The 19,487-nt window shown below is 63.3% G+C and carries 20 protein-coding genes; 14 read left to right on the top strand and 6 right to left on the bottom strand.

The window, feature by feature from the left end:
* The first annotated feature begins 7 nt into the window (after positions 1-7).
* On the top strand, positions 8-544 hold the full coding sequence (locus FHW75_RS06980; RefSeq protein ID WP_019097291.1) for a membrane integrity-associated transporter subunit PqiC: 537 nt from the start codon (positions 8-10) through the stop codon (positions 542-544).
* Between the two features lie 164 nt (positions 545-708).
* On the opposite strand, the gene FHW75_RS06975 is transcribed toward FHW75_RS06980, so the two are convergent.
* Positions 709-2,463, bottom strand: a complete 1,755-nt coding sequence (locus FHW75_RS06975; RefSeq protein WP_183673386.1) for a phosphoethanolamine transferase CptA — start codon at positions 2,461-2,463, stop codon at positions 709-711.
* A gap of 159 nt (positions 2,464-2,622) precedes the next feature.
* Between FHW75_RS06975 and FHW75_RS06970 the strand changes: the two genes are divergently transcribed.
* The gene (locus FHW75_RS06970; RefSeq protein WP_016714615.1) at positions 2,623-2,769 is read left to right on the top strand and encodes a DUF2986 domain-containing protein; all 147 of its coding nucleotides are present in this window, start codon (positions 2,623-2,625) and stop codon (positions 2,767-2,769) included.
* Positions 2,770-2,807: 38 nt separating this feature from the next.
* Here the strand turns inward: FHW75_RS06970 and FHW75_RS06965 are convergent, their stop codons facing one another.
* Positions 2,808-3,158, bottom strand: coding sequence for a hypothetical protein (locus tag FHW75_RS06965; protein ID WP_019097288.1), 351 nt, complete (start codon positions 3,156-3,158; stop codon positions 2,808-2,810).
* Between the two features lie 226 nt (positions 3,159-3,384).
* Complete coding sequence (locus tag FHW75_RS06960; RefSeq protein WP_232062856.1) at positions 3,385-4,695, bottom strand: PLP-dependent aminotransferase family protein; 1,311 nt, start codon at positions 4,693-4,695, stop codon at positions 3,385-3,387.
* Positions 4,696-4,960: 265 nt separating this feature from the next.
* Between FHW75_RS06960 and FHW75_RS06955 the strand changes: the two genes are divergently transcribed.
* From FHW75_RS06955 to cydB, 4 genes are read left to right on the top strand one after another with little or no spacing between them, the layout of a single operon-like run.
* Positions 4,961-6,970 carry a DUF2849 domain-containing protein gene (locus tag FHW75_RS06955; RefSeq protein ID WP_089230041.1) on the top strand — a complete coding sequence of 670 codons (2,010 nt, stop codon included), beginning with the start codon at positions 4,961-4,963 and terminating at the stop codon, positions 6,968-6,970.
* Entirely contained in the window at positions 6,960-7,436 is a 477-nt protein-coding gene (locus FHW75_RS06950) for a DUF934 domain-containing protein (RefSeq protein ID WP_019097285.1), read from the top strand. The genes FHW75_RS06955 and FHW75_RS06950 overlap by 11 nt, the downstream gene beginning before the upstream one ends.
* A gap of 2 nt (positions 7,437-7,438) precedes the next feature.
* On the top strand, positions 7,439-8,860 hold the full coding sequence (locus FHW75_RS06945) for a cytochrome ubiquinol oxidase subunit I (RefSeq protein ID WP_025754534.1): 1,422 nt from the start codon (positions 7,439-7,441) through the stop codon (positions 8,858-8,860).
* Positions 8,861-8,874: 14 nt separating this feature from the next.
* Entirely contained in the window at positions 8,875-9,882 is a 1,008-nt protein-coding gene (cydB, locus tag FHW75_RS06940; protein WP_019097284.1) for a cytochrome d ubiquinol oxidase subunit II, read from the top strand.
* A 9-nt stretch (positions 9,883-9,891) separates the two neighbouring features.
* Here cydB and FHW75_RS06935 read toward each other — a convergent pair whose 3' ends face one another.
* Positions 9,892-10,482 carry a biliverdin-producing heme oxygenase gene (locus FHW75_RS06935; protein ID WP_019097283.1) on the bottom strand — a complete coding sequence of 197 codons (591 nt, stop codon included), beginning with the start codon at positions 10,480-10,482 and terminating at the stop codon, positions 9,892-9,894.
* 163 nt (positions 10,483-10,645) lie between these two features.
* On the opposite strand from FHW75_RS06935, the gene FHW75_RS06930 reads away from it, so the two are divergent.
* On the top strand, positions 10,646-11,137 hold the full coding sequence (locus FHW75_RS06930) for a GNAT family N-acetyltransferase (RefSeq protein WP_019097282.1): 492 nt from the start codon (positions 10,646-10,648) through the stop codon (positions 11,135-11,137).
* Positions 11,138-11,150: 13 nt separating this feature from the next.
* On the opposite strand, the gene FHW75_RS06925 is transcribed toward FHW75_RS06930, so the two are convergent.
* A complete protein-coding gene (locus tag FHW75_RS06925) occupies positions 11,151-12,059 on the bottom strand; it encodes a LysR family transcriptional regulator (RefSeq protein ID WP_016714611.1) in 909 nt (302 codons plus the stop codon).
* Positions 12,060-12,152: 93 nt separating this feature from the next.
* Between FHW75_RS06925 and FHW75_RS06920 the strand changes: the two genes are divergently transcribed.
* The 7 genes from FHW75_RS06920 (at position 12,153) to FHW75_RS06890 (ending at position 17,940) form a co-directional block, all read left to right on the top strand.
* Positions 12,153-13,100, top strand: coding sequence for a ketopantoate reductase family protein (locus FHW75_RS06920; protein ID WP_025754531.1), 948 nt, complete (start codon positions 12,153-12,155; stop codon positions 13,098-13,100).
* Complete coding sequence (locus FHW75_RS06915) at positions 13,097-13,495, top strand: VOC family protein (protein WP_016714609.1); 399 nt, start codon at positions 13,097-13,099, stop codon at positions 13,493-13,495. Before FHW75_RS06920 ends, FHW75_RS06915 begins: the two co-directional genes overlap by 4 nt.
* Positions 13,492-13,947 carry a MaoC family dehydratase gene (locus FHW75_RS06910; protein ID WP_016714608.1) on the top strand — a complete coding sequence of 152 codons (456 nt, stop codon included), beginning with the start codon at positions 13,492-13,494 and terminating at the stop codon, positions 13,945-13,947. Before FHW75_RS06915 ends, FHW75_RS06910 begins: the two co-directional genes overlap by 4 nt.
* Positions 13,944-15,176, top strand: a complete 1,233-nt coding sequence (locus FHW75_RS06905; RefSeq protein WP_016714607.1) for a CaiB/BaiF CoA-transferase family protein — start codon at positions 13,944-13,946, stop codon at positions 15,174-15,176. The genes FHW75_RS06910 and FHW75_RS06905 overlap by 4 nt, the downstream gene beginning before the upstream one ends.
* Positions 15,173-15,991: a shikimate dehydrogenase gene (gene aroE / locus FHW75_RS06900; RefSeq protein WP_019098900.1), complete on the top strand. Its 819-nt coding sequence runs from the start codon at positions 15,173-15,175 to the stop codon at positions 15,989-15,991. Before FHW75_RS06905 ends, aroE begins: the two co-directional genes overlap by 4 nt.
* 3 nt (positions 15,992-15,994) lie before the next feature.
* Positions 15,995-16,432 (top strand): type II 3-dehydroquinate dehydratase, encoded by a 438-nt coding sequence (gene aroQ, locus FHW75_RS06895; RefSeq protein WP_019098899.1) that lies wholly within the window; start codon positions 15,995-15,997, stop codon positions 16,430-16,432.
* 95 nt (positions 16,433-16,527) lie between these two features.
* Positions 16,528-17,940: an MFS transporter gene (locus FHW75_RS06890; protein ID WP_183673384.1), complete on the top strand. Its 1,413-nt coding sequence runs from the start codon at positions 16,528-16,530 to the stop codon at positions 17,938-17,940.
* Between the two features lie 86 nt (positions 17,941-18,026).
* Here the strand turns inward: FHW75_RS06890 and FHW75_RS06885 are convergent, their stop codons facing one another.
* Complete coding sequence (locus FHW75_RS06885; RefSeq protein WP_019098897.1) at positions 18,027-19,400, bottom strand: 8-oxoguanine deaminase; 1,374 nt, start codon at positions 19,398-19,400, stop codon at positions 18,027-18,029.
* Positions 19,401-19,487: the final 87 nt, after the last annotated feature.

Below are 19,487 nucleotides of genomic sequence, written 5' to 3'. Positions count from 1 at the left end.
ACAGCCGATGCAACGACTGCGCAATGTCTGTGTGGCCAGCCTGCTGGTGTGGCTCGGGGGCTGCAGCAGTACGCCGAACAACTACCACACGCTGGTGGCGAGCGAGCCGGTGCGCGACAGCGGGCAGCATATCCAGGTGACCCGGGTGGTGGTGCCGCCGCAGGTGGACCGCCCGCAACTGGTGGTGCGCCAGGGCCAGAGCGGCCTGGCCATTCTGGAAACGGAATGGTGGGGCGCCAACCTGGTGGATGAATTTCGCAGCGCCTTGCAGGACCAGTTGGGCGGGCCGGCGGCTGGCAACAAGGCGGCACTGCGGGTGGATGTGCGGCGCTTCGATACGGTGCCGGGGCGCTATGCTTCACTGGAGGCCGTCTGGCGCCTGAAGCAGGCAGGGCAGGCTGAACTGACCTGCCGCACGTCGGTGCAGACGGCCGCGGACAACAGCATCACCAGCCTGGTGAATGCGCACCAGGCCAACCTGCGCAAACTGGCCGAGGCGGTGCGGGGGAGTGCCCGGAACGGCAGTTGCTCTGCACCGGTATAAGTCCCATGCGGGCGGCGCGCTGGCATCCTGCCTTCATGCCTGTGTGGCCTGGCGCAGCGGCACTTCGCGCAGCAGCCAGGGCAGTGCGAAGGCCACGCTGGTGATCAGCCCTGCCAGCAGGACTACACCGTGCATCGCACCGGAAAACGCCCGCAGGTGCCGGCTTACTGCCGGCTGCTGGCTGTTTCCTGTGCTCGCTCAGGCTTGTCCAGCGGCAGGTGGTCGAACTCGCGCAAGCCATCCTTGCGGTAGGGGTCGCCGATCCAGCGCTGTGTTGCCACGAACTGCGGGCTTACCAGGCTCTTGGCCGGCTCGAAGCGGTCATAGCTCAGCCCGGCCAGGTCTGACACGGTATGGATCAGGTGCGAGCTGCTGTAGGGGCGGTTGGCCATCGCCTGCAAGTCACGAGGGTGCTCGGCCTGCCAGCTGGGCGAGGTCCACAGCAGGAACGGAATGGTGTACATCGGCCGGGTCGGCGCGCCCTCGTTGCGCCCGAGGCGGTCGTGGTCGCCGGAGCTGTAAACGTCTTCACCGTGGTCCGACAGGTACACCAGGAAGCCATTGGGGTTACCGGCCGAGTAGCGCTTGATCAGGCTCGAGACCACATAGTCGTTGTAACGCACCGCATTGTCGTAGAAGTTGTAGGTTTTGACCTGGTCCGGCGTCAGTTTGCCCGGCACGCCCTGGTTGTCGGTGAAGTGCGTGTAGTCGTCCGGGTAGCGGTAGCGGTAGTCCATGTGCGTGCCCAGCAGGTGCACGATGATGAACTTGTTCGGTGCAGGGTCCTGCAGGGCCTTCTCGAACGGCGTCAGCACCACGTCGTCGTACTGGCTGGCATTCTGGTTGCGCTGGTTGTTCAGGTACACCGGCACGTCCGTCTGCTGCGAGAAGGTGGTGAGCATGGTGTTGCGCTTGGTCATGGTCTGCTGGTTGGTGATCCAGAAGGTCTTGTAGCCTGCCTGTTTCATCAGGTTGATCAGCGACGGGTCGGTGAGGAAGCGGTCCGGGTTCTGCTCATCGCCGAAGGTGAGGATCTGCTGCATCACTTCGATGGTGTACGGGCGTGGCGATACCACATCGCGGAACACCGTCAGGCCTTTGTCGCTGGCGGCCAGCGCGTCGAGGTTGGGCGTGGTGTCGCGGTTATAGCCGTACAGGTGCATGTGCTCGCGGGTGGTGGACTCGCCCAGTACCAGCACCAGGGTGCGGGGCGCTGTTCCGCTGCTGTCACGCAGGTTTTGCAGCGGCGGCAATGCGGCGTTCTGGGCCAGCAGTTCCTGCATGTTGTCCAGTTGCTGGCGGTACTGCCGGTAGCCGACCAGCAACTGCCAGGGCACGGCGGGTTCCATACGCTGCTGCACCTTCTCCGCGGCATCGGCGAAATTGCGCTCCTGGGTGACCATCTGCTTGTAGAACGGGTACACAAGGTTGGCCACCAGCAACAAGGCGACCACCGGCAGGCGACTGCGTAGCGGCAGGCTGACCGGGCGTACGCGCTTCCACAGCAGCACCGCCACCAGTGTGTACAGCAGCAACGCCAGACCCAGCCATACACTGAAGTACTGGCTGAAGTACTCACCGGCTTCGGCGGTGTTGGACTCGAACATCACGAAGATGACGCTTTGCGAGAACTCCTGGCGATAGATGCCGAAGTAGCTCAAACCCACCAGCGAAGCCCCCCACAGCACCAGGCCGATGACCGCTGCAGTGGCGCGGGTGAAGCGCGGCACCAGCAGCACCGGGGCCAGCCACAGGCTACTGAGGAAGAACGCATCACGAAAACCGGCAAACCCGGTCGTTCCGCTGAACAGCAGCAACGCCTGGGTTACGCCGGAAAAGTACCAGAAGAACAGCAAAAGCCAGCCCAGGCCGGCCCAGTCCACGCGCTTGCGCGCGGCGGGGGATGTAGTGTGTGACACGTATGCCTCGTCGTACCTTGGTAGCCAGCAGGTTTGCTGCGGCCATAAAGGATGTGACGCTAATCTGTGGGCTGTGAAAATAACGTCAACGTGGCGAAATGCGCAGGCCGCACGGGTATGATGGCGGCCGCTAAAACGTACTGACAGGCCCTGTGGATTATGAACCGTCGTAAGAAGATCAAGCAGCTATTGCAGGCGCATGCCAAAAAGGCCAGTGCCAAGCTGGCACCGCGCAAGCCCAAATACATTTGCAAGGCTGACCGGTTGAAGATGGAGGCAGAGGCGGTGGGGGACACCCCCACCTGACTCACTGAGCAGGCAGCGCAAGTGCTGCCGCAGCGCCCTTAACGGCGGTAGTACCGGTGGTCGTCATAGTGACGCTGGTGCATCGCCCGCTCATGGCGGCGCTCCCAGTCACGGCGGCGTTCCCAGTCCCGCCGCCGCTCCCAGTCCCGCCGGGCTTGCTCACGCCGCCACTGCTCACGGCGCCAGTCGCTTCTGTGGTCATGCCAGCGGTCGTCATCATGCGCCAACAGCGTGGCCGGCTGTTCGACGGCCCCGGAGGCCACTTTCGACCAAGGGTTGCCGGCAGGCTGCAACGGTGACTGAACGGCGGGGGCCTGGGCCACTGGTGCTTTCATTTGTGTTGCCGATGCCGAACCCATTGCCGCGAACGAGAACAGGCCGAGCAGCATCAACCTTGCGACATGTATTTTCATGAGCGAAGCCAACCTCTGATAACAATTGAGCCATCTGGCCAGCAGGTGGGGGCGAGCCTTGTCTCGCGAGCCGCTACCTTTCTGTACCTGCGAAATAGACCCGCCATCGAGAAAAAGTTCGCTACGGCAACAACTTGTAGAACATTTGCACACACCCGATGCCGCTTGCGCTGCTTGCCAGAAACCTCATCTGATTGGCTGATCACACAAAAGCCCGCCCCCCACGGCGGCGGTCTTCCTTCAACAGCCCCTCTACTTTGCGCAACGCTTGCCCCAGTACGGCCTGGTCCGGTGCCCCGCCCAGCGAGATACGCACGGCCTCCGGCCCTTGCTGCGCAACGCTGAACGAGTCCGCCCCGGCCACACTCACCCCCACATCATCCAGGGCTTGGGTAAACCGTTCCTGGCGCCAGTGCGCCGGCAACGGTAACCACAGGTGCAGCCCGGTTGGGTGCGCCTGGAACTCATGGCTCAGCAGTGTGCGTGCCAAGTGCTGGCGGGCGCGGGCTTCGCGCTGGATTTCCTGTACCAGCTCCCTGGCGGTACCACTGCGGATCCACTGCTCGACCAAGGCCAGCAGCAGGGCTGAGCAGCCCATGCTCGAGGCGCGCAAGCCGTTGAGCAGGGCATGGCCGTCATCTCCGCGCGGGGGCAGTACAAAAGCGGTGCGCAGGCTTGGCCACAGGCACTTGGACAGCGATGCCAGATAATACGTGTTGGCACCCCCGGTCAGGCAGGTGATGGGCGTTGGCGCATCGTCAAGCAGATAGCGGTAGGGGTCGTCCTCGATCAGTGTGATGCCGCACTTGAGCAGCACTTCGGCAATCGCCTGGCGCCGGGCCACGGGCATGGTGTGCGCTGTAGGGTTCTGGAACGTGGGATTGAGGTACAGCAGGCGCGCACCGCTTTGTTGGCAGGCTTGCTCCAGATGGTCGGGGCGCATGCCGTCGGCGTCACCGGGCACCGCGACAATGCGCAGCCCCAGTTGTTGGGCAGCCAGTAGCAGGCCGGGGTAGGTCAGTGGGTCGCACAGCACGGTGTCACCCGTGCGGGCATGGGCGCTGAGGATGGCGAATACGGCCGCTTGCGAACCCGGGCACAGGGCCAGGCTGCGGCTGTCCAGATCACCCAGCGCCGGTTTCAACCAGCCCTGCGCGGCCTGCAGCAGCGAGCGGGAGGCCGGCTCATCCTGGTAGGGCGACAGTGCTTCGATGGGGTTGCGTTGCAGTACCTGTTCAAGCCCGGCGCTTACCCATTGGGCCATCGAGCCATTGGCCGGCTGCGGCGGAATGTTCATGGTCAGGTCAATGCCTGCCTGGGTGGGTGTTTCGCGGGCACCCAGAATGAACGACCCGCGGCCACTGTAGGAGGCAATCAGGCCGCGGTCGCGCGCTTCGGCGTAGGCACGGGTCACCGTGGTCAGGTCGACACCCAGGTGCGCTGCCAGCGCACGCTGTGGTGGGATTTGTTCGCCGTCCTGCAAAATTCCAGACTGTATGGATTCTGAGATCATATCGGCAATCTGTATGTATCTTGGGCCGCTCTTCGGCTTAAATGGCCTGGTCCAGCTTATTTGAGCGTGTTCTCTTGGCGTTTCGGCAAGAGGCATGAGTATTATCCCCCGGTTGTCAGTCCATACGCATAGGAATATCATGACATACGGTTGTTAATAGATCCATACAAAATGGAAAGCGTATGGTTATTTTGATATGCACCGGAACGCCGCTGCAGGGCTGCAACGATAAGCGCTTCCGGGCTCCCAGTCATGGAGATGTTCGATGGATGACTGTCATCTGATCTGCGCCAACCGCCTGGGCGATGGGGCTGTGGTCTGGCTTGATGCCGGGCATGAATGGGTAGAGACACTGCAACAGGCCGGCACCTTCGATGCGCAGGCCCTGGAAGCGGCAACCTTCGCGGCCGAAGCTGCCGTGCGGGCCAACCAGGTGGTTGCGCCGACGCCTTGTGAAGCCTGGCTGGTCGATGGCCAGCCTGAGCCCAAAAGCCTGCGTGAGCGGTTGCGTGCGCGCGGCCCGTCGGTACGCAGCGACCTTGGCAAGCAGGCTCCCGGGGGGGCCCTACAGGTCGGCAAAGGGGTACGGCCGCTGCTGCCGGTTGCGGCGGGGCAGGCTGGGGTATACCGCTACGATCCGTTCGAGCGCGAGTTCCTCAAGGACCGCGCCCGCCAGTTCGAGCAGCAGGTTGCCCGCCGCCTGAGTGGCGAGCTGGATGAAGAGGCGTTCAAGGTCTACCGGCTGATGAACGGCCTGTATCTGCAATTGCACGGCTACATGCTGCGCGTGGCCATTCCGTATGGAACCTTGAGCGCGGTGCAACTGCGTCAGCTGGCCTACGTGGCACGCACCTATGACAAAGGCTACGGCCACCTCACCACCCGGCAGAACATCCAGTTCAACTGGCCGCACCTGGCCGATACGCCGGAAATTCTGTCGGTACTGGCAGATGCCGACCTGCATTGCATCCAGACCAGCGGCAACTGCATCCGCAACGTGACCACCGACCACTTTGCCGGTGCCGCCGAAGATGAAGTGCTCGACCCGAGGGTGCATGCCGAGATCCTCCGTCAGTGGTCTACTGATCACCCGGAATTCACTTACCTGCCACGCAAGTTCAAGATCGCCATCACCGGCAGCCCCAAAGACCGGGCGGCTGTGCGCTTTCATGATATCGGCATACTGGCGCAGCGCAACGAACAGGGCGAGGTGGGCTTCCAGGTGTATGCCGGTGGTGGTCTGGGGCGCACCCCGATCGTCGGCACCCGGGTGCGCGAGTGGTTGCCGGAGCGTGAACTGTTGCGCTACGTCGAAGCCATCTTACGGGTGTACAACGCCCTGGGGCGGCGCGACAACCTGTACAAGGCACGCATCAAGATCCTGGTGCGCGAGCTCAAGCCTGGCCGCTTCATCGAGATGATCGAGCAGGAGTTCGCCAGCCTTCCAGCTGACCATCAATACCTGGAGCCCGCCATCGTCCAGGGCATTCATGCCCGCTTCGTGCAACCCGCCTTCGAGGCATTGCCCGGGCTGTGTGACAGCTTTCTGCGCGCACGGGCAGACGACAACGCGTTTGCCAGCTGGGTACGCACCAATACCCACCCGCACAAGCAGCGTGGCTATATCAGTGCAGTCATCTCGTTGAAGCCACCAGGCGGCATCCCCGGAGACATCAGCGCCGAGGAAATGCTCACCCTGGCTGACCTGGCCGAGGCTTACTCGCTGAACGAAATCCGCGTTTCCCATGAGCAGAACCTGGTGTTGCCGCACATTCGTCAGGGTGACTTGTACAGCGTCTGGCAGGCCCTGCGCCAGGCGGGGCTGGCGACCAGCAACATCGGCTTGTTGTCTGACGCCATCGCCTGCCCGGGGATGGACTACTGCAGCCTGGCCACCGCCCGCTCGGTGCCGGTCGCCCAGCGCATCGCCCAGCGTTTCGACGCAGCCCGACAACAGGAAATCGGCGAGCTCAAGCTCAATGTGTCCGGCTGCATCAATGCCTGTGCCCACCACCATGTGGCGCATATCGGCATCCTCGGTCTGGACAAGGCTGGCCACGAAAATTACCAGATCACGCTGGGCGGCAGTGCCGAAGAGGACGCTGCGGTGGGGACCATCCTCGGCCGTTCGGTGCCCTTTGAGGAGGTGCCCGACATCGTCGAGGCCATCGTTGGCATTTACCTGCAATTGCGCGAGGACGGCGAACGCTTCCTCGACACCTACCGCCGCGTCGGTATCGAGCCATTCAAGGAGGTGCTGCGTGATGCTCGTTGATCGTGAAGGCCAGGCGCAGCCCGACAGCTGGCGCTACCTGGGCAGCGAAGTGCTGCCAACCTATGCCCCGCACACCGTGCTGCAGCCGCAGCAGTGGGACGACTACCACATGCGTTTCGGTCAGCCGGCAGAGGGCCTGTGGCTGAGCGCCGACCAGGACCCGGCACAGGTGCTGGCGCTGCTTGGCCACCTGACGTTGATCGTGATCGAGTTCGCCAAGTCACGCGATGGTCGTGGCTTCACCTTGGCCAGGCTGCTGCGCGAGCGCCATGGGTTCACCGGCGACCTGCGCGCCGCCGGGCCATTGCTGCCTGACCAGTTCGCCATGTTACTGCAGTGCGGCTTCACCAGTGCCCTGGTTTCGCCCAGCGTACCGGCCCAGCGCTGGCAGGAGGCTGCGGCCACCCATCGGCAGGCCCGGCCACGCACGCTGCTGCAACGTCTTTCACAACGGAGCGAGGCATAGCCATGTTCAGCCTTACAGCCCTGGAGCTGGCCCGTATACAGTTTGGTTTCACCATCACCTTTCACATCATTTTTCCGGCCATCACCATTGGCCTGGCGGCGTTTCTGGCCGTGCTGGAAGGCCTGTGGTTGTGGAAAAAGGAAAACGCCTACCTCGACCTTTACCACTTCTGGTCGAAGATCTTCGCCGTCAACTTCGCCATGGGCGTGGTCTCGGGGCTGGTCATGGCCTACCAGTTCGGCACCAACTGGAGCTTCTACTCGCAGTTCGCCGGCAGCATCACCGGCCCGTTGCTGACCTATGAGGTGCTGACGGCTTTCTTCCTTGAAGCAGGCTTTCTCGGGGTGATGCTGTTCGGCTGGCACAAGGTCGGCCGTGGTCTGCACTTCTTCGCCACGCTGATGGTGGCCGTGGGGACGATGATTTCCGCCACCTGGATTCTGGCATCCAACAGCTGGATGCAGACGCCACAAGGCCACGAAGTGATCAATGGCGTAGTAGTGCCCGTGGACTGGTTCGCGATCATTTTCAACCCGTCGTTCCCGTACCGCCTGGCGCACATGGTGACCGCCGCCATGCTGTCGACTGCATTGTTCGTCGGCGCCTCGGCGGCGTGGCACCTGCTGCGTGGCAACCGCACCCCGGCAGTGCAGAAGATGTTTTCGATGGCGTTGTGGATGCTGCTGTTCACCGCGCCGCTGCAGGTGCTGATTGGTGACATGCATGGTTTGAACACGCTCAAGTACCAGCCGGCGAAGATTGCCGCCGTAGAGGGCCACTGGAGCAACACGCCGGGGCAGGGCGTGCCACTGATCCTGTTCGGTATACCCGATATGGAAGCAGAAACCACCCGCTACAAAATCGAGATCCCGAACCTGGCCAGCCTGATCCTGACCCACAGCCTGCACGGACAGATCCCGGCGTTGAAAGACTTCCCGAGAGAAGACCGGCCCAACGCGACCATCCTGTTCTGGTGCTTCCGGGTCATGGTCGGCCTGGGGTTGCTGATGGTCGTGCTCGGTCTGTTTGGCACCTGGCAGCGCTGGCGCGGCAAGTTGTACGCGTCGCGGGGGCTGGCACGGTTTGCCCTGTGGATGGGGCCTTCCGGGCTGGTGGCCCTGTTGGCCGGCTGGTACGTCACCGAGATCGGCCGACAGCCGTGGGTGGTGTACGGCCTGATGCGTACCAAGGACGCCGTTTCCGATCATTCGGCACTGACCTTGTCGGTGGGCCTGGTGGTGCTGGTGGTGATGTACATGGCTGTGTTCGGCACCGGCGTCGTTTACATGCTGCGCATGGTGGGCAAGGGGCCGCAGCCGCACGACGACCATGAGCACCCCGTGGCCGCCAACCAGCGCCCGGCCCGCCCATTGTCGGCCGTGGACGACCCGCTGTATCCGAATTCGCCCAATCACACTGACTGACCGGAGACGCTGTCATGGGTATTGATCTTCCGCTGATCTGGTTCTTGATCATCGGCTTTGGCGTGATGATGTACGTCATCATGGATGGCTTCGACCTGGGTATCGGCATCCTGTTCCCGTTCATCACCGACCGCGACCACCGCGATACCATGGTCAACACCGTGGCGCCGGTGTGGGATGGCAACGAAACCTGGCTGGTGCTGGGCGGGGCAGGGTTGATGGCGGCATTCCCCAAGGTGTACGCCATTTTGCTCAGCGCGCTGTACATCCCGGCGCTCGGCCTGCTGGCCGGGTTGATCTGGCGTGGCGTGTCGTTCGAGTTCCGTTTCAAGGCCGATGATGCGCACAAGCCGTTCTGGGACCGGGCCTTCATTGGCGGGTCGTATGCGGCGGCGTTTTTCCAGGGCGTGATGCTGGGCGCGTTCATCGACGGGCATTCGATTGTCGATGGCGTGGCCACCAACGGGCTGATGAGCTGGCTGACACCGTTCAACGTGTTCTGCGGGATCGGCGTGGTCGTGGCGTATGCGCTATTGGGCGCCACCTGGCTGGTGTTGAAGACCGAGGGCCGGCTGCAGGCCAGTATCATTCGTGCCTGCTCACCGATCACCCTGGCGACGGTGGCGGCGATGCTGATTGTGAGCATCTGGACGCCGCTGACGCACCCGGCGATCTTCGACCGCTGGTTCGGCCTGCCGAACTTCTGGTTCTTCCTGCCGGTACCGGTACTGGTGCTGGTGGCCACCTGGGCGATCCTCAGGTCGTTGCGCGGTACGCCCCATGCCGGTCCTTTCGTCTGGTCGCTGGTGTTGGTGTTCCTCGGTTATAGCGGTTTGGTCATCAGTATCTGGCCGTACGTGCTGCCGCCCAGCCTGACCATCTGGGAAGCGGCGGCGCCACCGCAGAGCCTGGGCTTCGCCCTGGTCGGGGCGTTGCTGATCATTCCGTTCATCCTGGGGTATTCGGCCTGGTCGTATTACGTGTTCCGCGGCAAGGTGAAGGACGGCGAGGGGTATCACTGAGCCACAAGCTCATAAACCCGCAAATATCACACGCAAGTGCGCCCGGTAACTGTCGAACGCGGCAATCGCGCCAGCGACCACTGCGGCCTCGTCCTGGTCGTCCAGCACCAGGCCGTCGAGCCGGGCAACGAACTCGCGCCAATGCAGCGCACGGCCATCCGGGTGTGGCGCCAGGTGGCGGGCGCCTTGGTCGCCATCGAGCCCGAGGCGCTGGGTTTGCTTGAACAGAAACGCCGCCCCCAGATTCGAACCTTCGCTGCAATATAGCCAGCCCAAGGCCTCGGCCGGGCCGACGCAGACTTGTTGAGGGCGCGTTGGCAGTGGCAGGCCGAGATCACGCAGGTCGGTTTCGACCGCAGCGAAGCGCGACAGCCCAACCAGCCCTGGCAGGTGCTGGTTGAGCTGTGCATCGTTGTACAACGTCAACAGGCTGCCGTGAAAGCGGTGTTGTACCTGCAGGAAACGGCCATAGCGCTCGCGGTTTTCGAAAGGGCGTGCCGCCATCACCAGTTGATCGACGCTGTCATGGTCCCGGCTGCTGGCCGCCTTCAAGCGTTTGCAGCGGCCGGGCTCCACGAGGGGGTAGTGTGCAGCGGTCATAGGGGTATCCGTGGTGTGAGGGGTATACGCCCATGATGCTTGCCATCCTTGGCCAGCATCAAGCACCACGCGGCTGGCCTGGCCGAGGGTGGCGGCCCGATATCGCCAGAACGCACGCCTGATTTACCATGGCAGACGCTTTCACGTTTCCAAGGAATCAGCCATGAGTATTGTCCAGTTCCGCACCCCCACCGCCGCAGACGCCGAGCGATGCTACGCCATTGAAATCGGCGCCTATGAAGGGGATGAGGCGGCCACCCTGGAGAAGATCCGCACCCGCATCGCACAGTACCCACAGGGTTTTCTCATTCTGGAAATCGCAGGTGAGATCGTCGGTTTCATCAACAGCGGCTGCGCCCACGAAGTTGTCATGTCTGATGAAGCGTTCAAGGAACTGGTCGGCCACGACCCGGCAGCACCGAACGTGGTGATCATGTCAGTAGTGGTGGACCCGGCACACCAGGGCAAAGGCTACGCCAAACGGCTGATGGAAGCATTCATCGCCCGCATGAAAGCGTCGGGCAAGCAGACCATTCACCTGATGTGCAAAGAGCAGCATGTGGCCCTGTACCAGAAGCTGGGCTACCAGTATGTGAAACCGTCACCGTCGGACCACGGCGGCATGGCCTGGCACGAGATGATCATGGGCCTGTAATCGAGGGCGTGCTTCAGGCCGGGCGGCCGAACAGGTTGTGGATCACCTCCCTCAGCCAGCGGTTGCCACTGTCCTGGTGGTAGCGAGCGTGCCAGTGTTGCTTCACCGTGAAACCCTCAACTGCAAACGGGCAGTCGTGCACTTGCAGGTCGTGCATATCGGCTAGGGTCTGGCCGATATGCCGAGGCAGGGTTGCGACCAGGTCCGTAGTGCCGACGATCATGCCCAGTCCGAGAAACGCGGGTAGCTCCAGCACGATGCGACGTTCGATGCTGGCGCGGGCCAGCCCCGCTTCCAGCAACTTCTGGCCGGTCCCCGCGCTGATCTGCACATGGCCTTCAGCGTGGTAGCGGGCCAGGTTCATGCCGCCTTCCAGCCGCGGGTGCTGGCGGTTGCTCAGGCATACCCAGTCCTGTTCGAACAGGACCTGCTGGTACATCCCGCCACCCAGCCAAGGCACAAAGCCGATGGCGAGGTCGGCCTCGCCCGACTCCAGCGCGCTTTCACTGTTGCCATCGATGCGCACAGCCTCCAGGCGAATGCCCGGCGCATGGGTGCGCAGGTGGTTGAGGATGCTTGGCAGCAGGGTGATATGGCTGGCATCGCTGACACACAGGCGAAAGCGCCGTTGTGCCGTGGCGGGGATGAACTGCGGCTCCCAGGCGGTGAGCCTGCGCAGCGACTCCAGCACCTCGCGGCAAGGCCCGATCAGCTGGTCGGCGCGCGGGGTTGGGGCCATGCCGCCGGGGGTGCGCACGAACAGAGGGTCGTTCAGTTGCTGGCGCAGGCGGGCCAGCCAGATGCTGATGGTCGGCTGGCTCTGGCCCAGCTGTTCGGCGGCACGGGTAACGCTACGACAGTGGTAGAGCACATCGAACAATTGCAGCAGCTTGGGCTCGGGCAGGGCGTCGGCAGCAGACATTATTGTAAATCTCAATTGGCATATTGCAGTCATTGTATAGCGCGAATAAGGCCCGCTGCATAAGGTAATCGCAAACCACAGGAGGTCTGCGATTTGAAAGTCTGCATTCTGGGTGCCGGCGCCTTGGGCTGCGCCATTGGTGCGGCGCTGAGCGAGGCCGGGCATGAAACCTGGCTGCTCAACCGTGGTCGCGAGCATGTCGAAGCGATGAACCTGCACGGGCTGCAGGTGCAGGATGAGCGCGGTGAGCGCCACGTGCGCGTCAACGCCACCACGGACGCCAACGACGTGGGTGTGGCCGACCTGGTCGTGGTGCTGGTGAAGTCATTCCACACCGCCGAAGCGATGGCCGGGGCCACCGCGCTGCTGGGGCCGCAGACGCTGGTGCTGTCGCTGCAGAACGGCTTGGGGCACGAGGACATTCTGGCCGAGGTGGCCGGACGGGAACGGGTGTTGGCGGGTAAGACCTATGTGGGCGGCGTGCTGCTTGCACCCGGTTCGATTCGCGCTGGTGTGGCGGGCAAACACACTTACATCGGTGAACTCGACGGGCAGCTTTCAGCGCGTGTGCAGGCCATCGCCGAGGCCTTCAACGCTGCCGGGCTGGCCACCACGGTCAGTGACAACATCCTCGGTACCATGTGGGACAAGCTGCTGGTCAATGTCGCCACGGGCGCACTCAGCGGCATCACCATGCTTAGCTACGGCCAGTTGTACAGCGAGCCGCTGCTGGCCAGCACTGCCAAAGCTGCGGTGGCCGAGGCGATTGCCGTGGCCGAGCGTGCCGGCATAAGCCTGAGCCTGACCAGCCCCGACGCAGCGTGGGCCTTGGCCGCCGAGGGCCTGCCATCGAGCTTCCGCACCTCGATGCTGCAAAGCCTGGAAAAAGGCTCGGTCACCGAAATCGACTTCATCAATGGCTCTGTCGTGCGCTGGGGCCAGCGCCATGGCGTCGCCACACCGGTCAACGCCACGTTGGTGGCTTGTATCAAGGGCATCGAACGCGCGATGGCCGATCATCAGAAAAGGGACAACCCATGAGCCAGCCAAAAGCCTACCTTGAACACGTGGCGTTCTGGGTGCAGGACATCCAGTGGCATATCCGCTTTTTCAGCGAAGTGTGTGGCATGACCATGCGTGAGGTGCAGGGCAGCGTCGAGCAACCGGCGCAGTACTGGACGCTGGGTGGCCTGCAGTTCATTCACCAGCCCGACTTTGCCGGCCCTGAGGGGCGCATGGCACACCTGGGCATCATGTGCGAAGACCTGGAGAGCGTGCTGGCAGCCGCCCAGCGCTATGGCGTCAGCGAAATGCCCCAGGGCCGCAACTGGCTGCGCCTGCCGGATGGTCTGGCGGTGGAGTTCATTCAGGCGTTGCCGGCGAAGTGTGTTGCCCAGGCACTGGCCATCGACCCGCGTGCGCAGGTGCAGGCATGAGCGGGGTGGAAAGATACTGGGATGATGCCCGCGAAGGCGATGAGTGCATCAGCCCCACCTATACCGTAACCCGTGAGCGCATCCTGGCCTACGCCGATCTCACGGGTGATCACACCCCGGTGCACGTCGACGAGGCCTACGCCAACGCCAGCCACTTCGGCTGCCTGGTTGCGCACGGCCTGTTCGGGCTGTCGATCGCCGATGGTTTGAAGACCCAGTGCGAGTACCGCTTCTTGCCGGGCATGTCGCTGGGCTGGACCTGGGACTTCGTGTTGCCGATCAAGGTCAACGATGTGTTGCACGTACGCATGCGGGTGGGGGCGATGCGACCGAGCAACAGCCGGCCAGGCTGGGGCATCGTGGTGCTGCCGTCAGAGTTGGTCAACCAGCATGGCCAGGTCGTGCAGCGCGGTGAGCACCGGTTGATGGTGCCACGGAGGGGGCAGGCATGAGCCAGGCATTGCCATTGGCGGGTATCCGCGTCATCGATTACAGCCACTTCCTTGCCGGGCCCTATGTAGGGCGCTGCCTGGCGGCGCTGGGCGCTGAAGTGATCAAGGTCGAACGGCCGGGCAGCGGCGATGCTGGCCGCCAGCACGCCTTTACCCTGGACGATCAGCAGAGCGGCTATTTCCTGCAGATGAACATGGGCAAGCAGGGCGTCAGCGTGAACATGAAGGACCCACGCGGAAAAGCCTTCATGCAGCGCCTGGCCGACTCGGCCGACGTGTTCATTGAAAACTACCGCCCCGGCGCGCTGGACAAGCTGGGGCTGGGTTATGCCGAGCTGTCGGTGCGTAACCCGCGCCTGGTGTACTGCTCGATCTCCGCCTATGGCCACACCGGGCCGGATGCCCACCGCGCCGGTTTCGGGCTGATCGCCGAGGCCAAGAGCGGGATCATGCAGATGGTCGGCGTGCCGGGTGAAGCGCCGCCATTGCTGCGCATTTCGCTGGGCGACATGTACACCGGTATTCACGCTGTAGCCGCGATCAATGCGGCGCTGCTGGGGCGGGTGAGCAGTGGGCGCGGCCAGCACATTGACATGGCGCTGTACGACACCTTGGTGTCGATGCATGAGTACGCCGTGCAGTGCTACACGCTGTCCGATGGCACCGTGCTGCCCGAGCAGACCGGCCACGACATGCCCACGTCTACCTTGTACGGCGTGTTCCGCGCCGCCGACGGCGATCTGGTGATTGCAGCCCAGGTCGATGATGCCTGGCGGCGCTTCGCCGCCATGCTCGAAGCCAACGGCGGCCCGGCAGGTTTTGGCAGCGATAACCGCTACCACGACCTGAATGGCCGCAATGCCCACCGCGAGGCGATTCTGGCGGTGGTGCGTGACTGGGCGGGTGCGCGCTCGGTGGCCGAGATCCTCGCCTTGCTCGACACCGTCGACATTCCCAGTGCCAAGGTCCAGCGTATCGATGAGGTGTTGGCAGACCCGCAAATCCAGGCGCGCAACATGGTCATCGAACAGCTGCACCCTCGCTACGGCACCCTGCGCCTGCCCAATCTGCCGTTCCGGTTTTCCGGCTGTGACACCACGATCCATCAGGTAGCCCCTGACCTCGGCCAGCACAACGCCGAAGTGGCCGCAGCGCTTGGCTTCAGCCCTGAAGAAATCACCGCCATGCAGGCAGACGGTGTGCTGTTTACCCACGGAGATACACGATGAGCGACCGCTACGCAGTGATCGGCCGACCGATCAACCACACCAAGTCACCGCTGATTCATGGCCTGTTCGCTCAGGCCAGCAGCCAGCACCTGGAATACGGGGCTATTGAAGGCTCGCTGGACGGTTTTGAGGCCCAGGTGTTGCAGTTTCGCACTGACGGTGGGCTGGGCATGAACATCACCGCGCCGTTCAAGCTGCGTGCCTTCGAACTGGCCGACCGGCGCAGCGAGCGCGCGCAGTTGGCCCGGGCCGCCAATGCGCTGAAGTTCGAGGATGGCCACATCACAGCTGAAAACTTCGACGGCATCGGCTTGCTGCGCGATATCGAAGACAACCTCGGTGAGCCGCTGCGTAACCGCCGTGTGCTGGTGCTTGGCGCCGGTGGTGCAGTGCGCGGTGCGCTGTTGCCGTTCTTGCACGCGCAGCCCAGCGAGCTGGTGATTGCAAACCGCGACATGTCCAAAGCCTTGGCACTGCGTAACGAACTGGATCACCCAAGGCTGCGTATCAGCCGTTACGAAGCGCTGGAAGGGCAAACCTTCGACATTGTGGTTAACGCCACTTCCGCCAGTCTTGTCGGTGAACTGCCGCCGCTGCCTGGCGGGGTGCTGAGCGAAGCGCGACTGGCGTATGAACTGGCCTACGGCAAAGGCCTCACGCCGTTCCTGCGCCTGGCGCGCGAGGCCGGTGTGGCACGTCTGGCGGATGGCGTGGGCATGCTGGTCGAGCAGGCCGCAGAGGCGTTTGCCTGGTGGCGAGGAGTGCGGCCTGAAACCCGTGCCGTGATCGACCGCCTGACGATTGCGCTGGAGTAAGCCATGGTCGCCAATGTCCTGATGCTGCACGGTATCAACCACAACATGTTTGGCAAGCGCGACCCGCGCCAGTATGGCACGGCAACCCTGGCCGACATCGACCACGCCTTGGAGGCGCTGGGCGCGGAGCTGGGGGCAAGGGTCGAAAGCTTCCAGAGCAACTTCGAAGGTGCCCTGTGCGAGCGTATCCATCGGGCCTTTGACGAGCGGGTGGATGCAGTGCTGATCAATGCCGGGGCGTGGACGCATTACAGCTACGGTATTCGTGATGCACTGGCCATTCTTGAGGTGCCGGTGGTTGAAGTGCATATGTCGAACATCCATGCTAGGGAGCCGTTTCGGCACCACTCGGTGTTTGCCGAAGTGGTGCGTGGGCAGATCTGCGGGTTTGGTGTCGAGACTTACCTGCTGGCGTTGCGTGCGGCCTTGCGCATGCTCTAGGTCCCAGCACCGACCTTTGTGGGAGCGGGCATGCCCGCTCCCACAGGGGCTGCTCCACGGCCCATGATTCATTGCCAACCAGAAGGACGCGTACCTTGGCCAATCCGGCAGCCCCCTATACCTCCCGCCAAGCCACCTGCATCGCCTTGCTGGTCGCCATCACCTTCTTCATGGAAAACCTCGACGCCACCGTCATTGCCACGGCACTGCCGCAGATGGCCAGTGACTTCGGCGAAAATGCGGTCAGCCTGAACATCGGCATCAGTGCCTACCTGCTGGCGGTGGCGGTATTCATTCCGCTGAGCGGCTGGGTGACCGACCGCTTTGGCCCGCGACAAGTGTTCGCCGGGGCCATCGGCCTGTTTACCGTGGCGTCGTTGCTGTGTGGTATGGCCCCCAACCTGGAAGCCTTCGTCGCCGCGCGGGTATTGCAGGGTATTGGCGGTGCCTTGATGGTGCCGGTAGGCCGGTTGGTGGTGCTGCGTACCACCGAAAAGAAAGACCTGGTGAAAATGCTTGCGGTGATCACCTGGCCCGGGCTGGTGGCGCCAGTACTGGGGCCACCGCTCGGTGGCCTGATCGTCACCCATTGGTCGTGGCCCTGGATCTTCTACCTGAACATCCCCCTCGGGTTGCTGGCGATCGCGGCGGCCTGGTTACTGGTTCCGAATGCCCGTGCAGATGAAACGCGCCGTTTCGACATGCTGGGCTTCCTGTTTCTGGCGTCGGCTTGTGCGGCGTGGCTGGTCGGCCTGGAAATGCTTGGTTCACTGGCTGGGGGCAGCCTGGGGACCGGGCTGGCGCTGGTGTTGCTGGGTGGGGGGCTGACCGGGTTGGCGATCCGTCACTGCAACCGCCATCCTGCACCGCTGTTGCCACTGGCAACCCTGGCTATCCCCACGTTCAGGGTCAGCATCGTGGGCGGTACCTTGTTCCGCCTGTCGATCAGCGCCTTGCCGTTTTTGATCCCTCTGCTGTTGCAGATCGGTTTTGGCCTGTCGCCAGTGGATGCCGGGTTGCTGGTGCTGGCGATCTTCGCGGGCAACCTGGCGATGAAGCCGTTCACCACCCGCTTGCTGCGCCGTTATGGCTTTCGCCGGGTGTTGCTGGTCAATGGCGTGATTGGCGTTGGATGCATGCTGGCGTGCCTGGGCTTGCAGCCAGGCATGCCGTGGTACTGGATGGCGGCGGTGCTGTTCGTGGGTGGGCTTTCGCGGTCGATGCAATTCACCACCTACAACGCTGTCGGCTTTGCCGAAGTGCCCAAGCAGCAGATGGGCGAGGCTTCGACGTTGTTCAGCATGTGCTTCCAGCTGGCGATGGCCTTGGGTGTGGCCGTGGTGGCGCTGCTGCTACGCGTAGCGATGATGGTGCGGGGCGGCGAGACTGAGATGTCAGTCAGTGACTTTCACTGGGCGTTGATCGGCGTTGCATTGATCGCCTGCGTCGCGTTGGTGGATGCCATCCGCTTGCCGAGCAATGCAGGGGAGCAGGTCCTGCGCACCTGATGGCAGTGCTGCGTACCTAGAACGCCATCCGCCAGCAGGCGTGAGCAGGCTGCTGCGCCCGACATGGGACGCAGCAGCCGGGTGCATCACGCACCGCTGACCAGTTGGTGCGCCAGCTGGTTGTGGCGCTCCAGTACGCGGGGCAGGTCGACGGTGGCCAACTGGCCGTCCTTGACCACCACACGGCCATTGATCACGCTGGTGTGCACCTGGGTCGGGGTACAGAACACCAGTGCCGCCAGCGGGTCGTGATGGCCGCCGGCATAGGCCACGTGGCCCAGGTCGAAGGCGACAAAGTCGGCGACCATGCCGGGTGCCAGGGCGCCGATGTCATTGCGGTTGAGCACCTTGGCACCGCCCAGGGTGGCGATTTCCAGTGCTTCGCGTGCGGTCATGGCGTCGGGGCCGAAGCCTACCCGTTGCAGTAACAAGGCCTGGCGCACTTCACCGATCATGCTGGCGCCGTCGTTGGACGCCGAACCATCGACCCCCAGGCCCACCGGCACGCCGTGGTCACGCATCTTGCGCACCGGGGCGATGCCTGAGGCCAGGCGCATGTTCGAGCAAGGGCAATGGGCGACCCCGGTGCCGGTGCGGGCGAACAGCTCGATGCCGTGCTGGTCGAGCTGCACACAGTGTGCGTGCCAGACATCGTGACCGACCCAGCCGAGGTCTTCGGCGTATTCGGCGGGGGTCATGCCGAATTTCTCGCGGCTGTAGGCGATATCGTTGACGTTTTCGGCCAGGTGGGTGTGTAGCGACACGCCGTACTGCCGCGCCAGCACGGCGGCTTCGCGCATCAGGTCGCGGCTGACCGAGAAGGGCGAGCAGGGCGCCACCACGATACGGCGCATCGCGCCATGGCTGGCATCGTGGTAGTCCTCGATCAGGCGCTGGGACTCCTTGAGGATGTCGGCCTCCTTTTCCACCACCGCGTCAGGCGGCAGGCCGCCCTGGCTCTGGCCCACGCTCATGCTGCCGCGCGCGGCGTGGAAGCGCATGCCGATCTCTGCGGCGGCATGGATGCTGTCGTCGAGCTTGCAGCCGTTGGGGTAGATGTACAGGTGGTCGCTGGAGGTGGTGCAGCCGGACAGGATCAGTTCGGCCATCGCGGTCTGGGTCGACACCGCGATCATTTCTGGGGTCAGGCGTGCCCAGATCGGGTACAGATTGGTCAGCCAGTTGAACAGCTCACCGTCCTGGGCAGCAGGCACCACGCGGGTGAGGCTCTGGTACATGTGGTGGTGGGTGTTGACCAGGCCCGGGATCACCACTTTGCCGGCCATGTCCAGGATGACATCAGCCTGTTGTGGCAGGGTATCGCTGGGGCCGACCTGCTTGATCAGGTTGTCTTCGATGAACAGGCCGCCGTGTTTGATTTCGCGGCGTTCGCCGTCCATGGTGACCAGAAGTGCAGCGTTCTTGACGAGGAGGGTTTTCTTGCGGGTTGAAGATGACATGGCTAAGGCCCGTCGCAATACGCATCGGCGTTTACCGAGGTCGTAGGCGAATGGTTATGTAATCAGAATTCATGAAAGTTGTATACA

This window comes from Pseudomonas sp. OG7 (genome assembly GCF_014192825.1).
Lineage (GTDB): Bacteria > Pseudomonadota > Gammaproteobacteria > Pseudomonadales > Pseudomonadaceae > Aquipseudomonas > Aquipseudomonas monteilii.
Note: the sequence above shows the minus strand (reverse complement) of the source record. Positions and strands in the feature narration are given on the sequence as shown.

What these genes read in the sequence shown, in the direction of transcription:
- FHW75_RS06980 (WP_019097291.1), top strand. Translation starts at nt 8, where the DNA reads ATGCAACGACTGCGCAATGTCTGTGTGGCCAGCCTGCTGGTGTGGCTC.
- FHW75_RS06970 (WP_016714615.1), top strand. Translation starts at nt 2,623, where the DNA reads ATGAACCGTCGTAAGAAGATCAAGCAGCTATTGCAGGCGCATGCCAAA.
- FHW75_RS06965 (WP_019097288.1), bottom strand. Translation starts at nt 3,158, where the DNA reads ATGCTGCTCGGCCTGTTCTCGTTCGCGGCAATGGGTTCGGCATCGGCA.
- FHW75_RS06960 (WP_232062856.1), bottom strand. Translation starts at nt 4,695, where the DNA reads ATGATCTCAGAATCCATACAGTCTGGAATTTTGCAGGACGGCGAACAA.
- FHW75_RS06955 (WP_089230041.1), top strand. Translation starts at nt 4,961, where the DNA reads ATGGATGACTGTCATCTGATCTGCGCCAACCGCCTGGGCGATGGGGCT.
- FHW75_RS06950 (WP_019097285.1), top strand. Translation starts at nt 6,960, where the DNA reads ATGCTCGTTGATCGTGAAGGCCAGGCGCAGCCCGACAGCTGGCGCTAC.
- FHW75_RS06945 (WP_025754534.1), top strand. Translation starts at nt 7,439, where the DNA reads ATGTTCAGCCTTACAGCCCTGGAGCTGGCCCGTATACAGTTTGGTTTC.
- cydB (WP_019097284.1), top strand. Translation starts at nt 8,875, where the DNA reads ATGGGTATTGATCTTCCGCTGATCTGGTTCTTGATCATCGGCTTTGGC.
- FHW75_RS06935 (WP_019097283.1), bottom strand. Translation starts at nt 10,482, where the DNA reads ATGACCGCTGCACACTACCCCCTCGTGGAGCCCGGCCGCTGCAAACGC.
- FHW75_RS06930 (WP_019097282.1), top strand. Translation starts at nt 10,646, where the DNA reads ATGAGTATTGTCCAGTTCCGCACCCCCACCGCCGCAGACGCCGAGCGA.
- FHW75_RS06925 (WP_016714611.1), bottom strand. Translation starts at nt 12,059, where the DNA reads ATGTCTGCTGCCGACGCCCTGCCCGAGCCCAAGCTGCTGCAATTGTTC.
- FHW75_RS06915 (WP_016714609.1), top strand. Translation starts at nt 13,097, where the DNA reads ATGAGCCAGCCAAAAGCCTACCTTGAACACGTGGCGTTCTGGGTGCAG.
- FHW75_RS06910 (WP_016714608.1), top strand. Translation starts at nt 13,492, where the DNA reads ATGAGCGGGGTGGAAAGATACTGGGATGATGCCCGCGAAGGCGATGAG.
- FHW75_RS06905 (WP_016714607.1), top strand. Translation starts at nt 13,944, where the DNA reads ATGAGCCAGGCATTGCCATTGGCGGGTATCCGCGTCATCGATTACAGC.
- aroE (WP_019098900.1), top strand. Translation starts at nt 15,173, where the DNA reads ATGAGCGACCGCTACGCAGTGATCGGCCGACCGATCAACCACACCAAG.
- aroQ (WP_019098899.1), top strand. Translation starts at nt 15,995, where the DNA reads ATGGTCGCCAATGTCCTGATGCTGCACGGTATCAACCACAACATGTTT.
- FHW75_RS06885 (WP_019098897.1), bottom strand. Translation starts at nt 19,400, where the DNA reads ATGTCATCTTCAACCCGCAAGAAAACCCTCCTCGTCAAGAACGCTGCA.